Raw genomic sequence first — 1,983 nt, forward strand, 5'->3', positions numbered from 1 at the left:
GGTGGGAGCATGGAGACCACAACACCCAAGGCATTCCGGGACTTCCTCGGCCCCGAGCCGGAGAGAGAGCTGATTCTGCTTGCCACGATAGAACTCTATCGCGAGGGAAGGGTAAGTCTCGGAAAGGCCGCCCAGCTCGCGGGCTTGAGCGTGAGGGAGTTCCTCTACGAGCTGAGGAGGAGGGGGATTCCAATAAACTACACGCGGGAAGAGGCCGAGGAGGACGTAAGGCTCATAGAGGGTCTGGAATGAGGGTGGTTTCTAACACAAGCCCGCTGATCGGGCTTTCCAACATTGGGAAGCTCAAAATACTTCATGATGTTTTTGGTGAGGTCGTAGTGCCCCCAGCAGTGCAGAGGGAATTCGGGGAGGAACTCCCTGAGTGGATAACCGTTAAGGCTCCGAAAAACAGACCGCTCGTTCAGGCCCTTTTAGAGTCTCTCGGAGACGGGGAGTCAGAGGCAATAGCCCTTGCAATTGAACTTAACGCCGATTTTTTAATTCTTGACGACCTTAAGGCCAGAAAAATTGCAAGGAAGCTCGGCCTTAGAGTAATCGGAACGGCGGGCCTTCTACTGCTCGCAAAGAAGAGAGGAGTCATCAACGAGGTGAAACCTTTCCTAACGGAACTCGTGGAGAAGGGCTTCAGGATTTCAAACGAGGTAATCGAGATTATACTCTAATCCGCCGGTGAGATGGATTAAGGTGTAAACGTTTGAAAGGAGAGTATAACCATGAACTCCCTCGAAGAAATCTTCCAAGGAAAAAAGCGGATAGTAATCTGCGGCATCGGGAACGATATTAGGGGAGACGATGCCTTTGGAGTTCTCGTCGCCGAGAGGCTAAAAGAAATCCTGGACAATCCCAACGTCCTCGTGATAAACTGTGGGGAGGTTCCCGAGAACTACACCGGGAAAATAAAGGAGTTCAATCCGGAACTCGTTGTTTTCGTCGATGCCGTGGACTTCAGAGGAGAAGTCGGTGAGTACATAATAGCCGACCCAGAGGGGACCATAGGGGAAGCAGTCTCGACTCACGGCCTCCCGCTGAAGTTTGTAACTCAGTTCATGAAAACGATGATCAAAGCGGACTTCGTCCTGATAGGCTGTCAGCCGGGTTCAACAGGCCTCTTCGAGGAGCCGAGCGAGCTGATAAGGGAACGCGCAGAAAGACTTGCACAACTGCTCGCGGGGATTCTGAGAAGCGGAAGAAGAGAGGGGAAGTAGAGCACGCAATTGCAAAGTTGTGGGAGACGCCAACAAATAAAACACGAATTTCTGCCTTTCTTGATGTGTCTTCCCATTAGTTTTCATTTTAAAACGTGAGGGGTGCTGGCACTGCCACAGAAATAAAGGATTTTTCGATTAGCGATTTAGCGATAGAGTTTTATAACTCCCCGAGGAATTCAATTTGGGATAGTTATGGCCTCGGATGTAAGGGCTATTGAAATGATGCTCAAGAATGATGAAAATGCCAGACGTTCCGTTAGCGAGTGGATTGTCCAGCTCGCTAGAAAGATTCACGAGAGGCCTGAGGATATAGTGTGGTTCTTTAATGAAATGAAGAGAAGAGAGGAATGGGAAGAAAAGCTGAGGGAATTTGAGAGAATGACTGAGGATGTTCCTCCCGAGGAGTTGTTTGAGATTGCCCTCAGAGAGGCTGAGAGTTCTGGCGAGCTTAAGGGGAGTGTTGAGGACCTTCTACTCAAAGCTAAGGAGGATTTGAGAAAGTTCGAGAGGATTAAGGCAAAGCTAAAACGCCTTGGAGTGATTTGAATGTCCAAGGCTAAAATCAGGGTGGTTCTCGATACGTCGATTCTTGTGAGTGCCTTAAAGTCGAGAAACCCGGAGCACTCTCCTTCATGGAGAATCCTCAAGGCTCTTGTTTCTGGGGAAATTGAGAACTACATCAGCAGAGAGATTTACGAGGAAATGAGCTATACTCTCATGAAGGTTGCCGAGGGGACTAAGCGGGAAGTTTTAG

Annotated in this window: 5 protein-coding genes; all 5 read left to right on the plus strand. The window is 49.3% G+C overall.

Features of this window, described 5'->3' with window-relative positions; genetic code table 11:
- Window positions 1-252 (plus strand): UPF0175 family protein (locus MVC73_RS10085; protein WP_366938962.1); only part of this gene is annotated, 252 nt, incomplete at its 5' end.
- Window positions 249-683, plus strand: a complete 435-nt coding sequence (locus MVC73_RS10090) for a DUF3368 domain-containing protein (protein ID WP_297510624.1) — start codon at window positions 249-251, stop codon at window positions 681-683. The genes MVC73_RS10085 and MVC73_RS10090, both read left to right, overlap by 4 nt.
- Before the next feature lie 51 nt (window positions 684-734).
- Entirely contained in the window at window positions 735-1,226 is a 492-nt protein-coding gene (locus MVC73_RS10095) for a hydrogenase 3 maturation endopeptidase HyCI (protein WP_297510627.1), read from the plus strand.
- Window positions 1,227-1,448: 222 nt separating this feature from the next.
- Window positions 1,449-1,775: a hypothetical protein gene (locus MVC73_RS10100; RefSeq protein WP_297510630.1), complete on the plus strand. Its 327-nt coding sequence runs from the start codon at window positions 1,449-1,451 to the stop codon at window positions 1,773-1,775.
- The coding region (locus MVC73_RS10105; RefSeq protein ID WP_297510633.1) for a PIN domain-containing protein at window positions 1,776-1,983 on the plus strand (208 nt) is incomplete at its 3' end. It abuts the gene before it with no gap.

It is taken from the genome of Thermococcus sp. (assembly GCF_027052235.1).
In the GTDB taxonomy this organism is placed as follows: Archaea; Methanobacteriota_B; Thermococci; order Thermococcales; family Thermococcaceae; genus Thermococcus.

What these genes read in the sequence shown, in the direction of transcription:
- MVC73_RS10090 (WP_297510624.1), top strand. Translation starts at nt 249, where the DNA reads ATGAGGGTGGTTTCTAACACAAGCCCGCTGATCGGGCTTTCCAACATT.
- MVC73_RS10095 (WP_297510627.1), top strand. Translation starts at nt 735, where the DNA reads ATGAACTCCCTCGAAGAAATCTTCCAAGGAAAAAAGCGGATAGTAATC.
- MVC73_RS10100 (WP_297510630.1), top strand. Translation starts at nt 1,449, where the DNA reads ATGATGCTCAAGAATGATGAAAATGCCAGACGTTCCGTTAGCGAGTGG.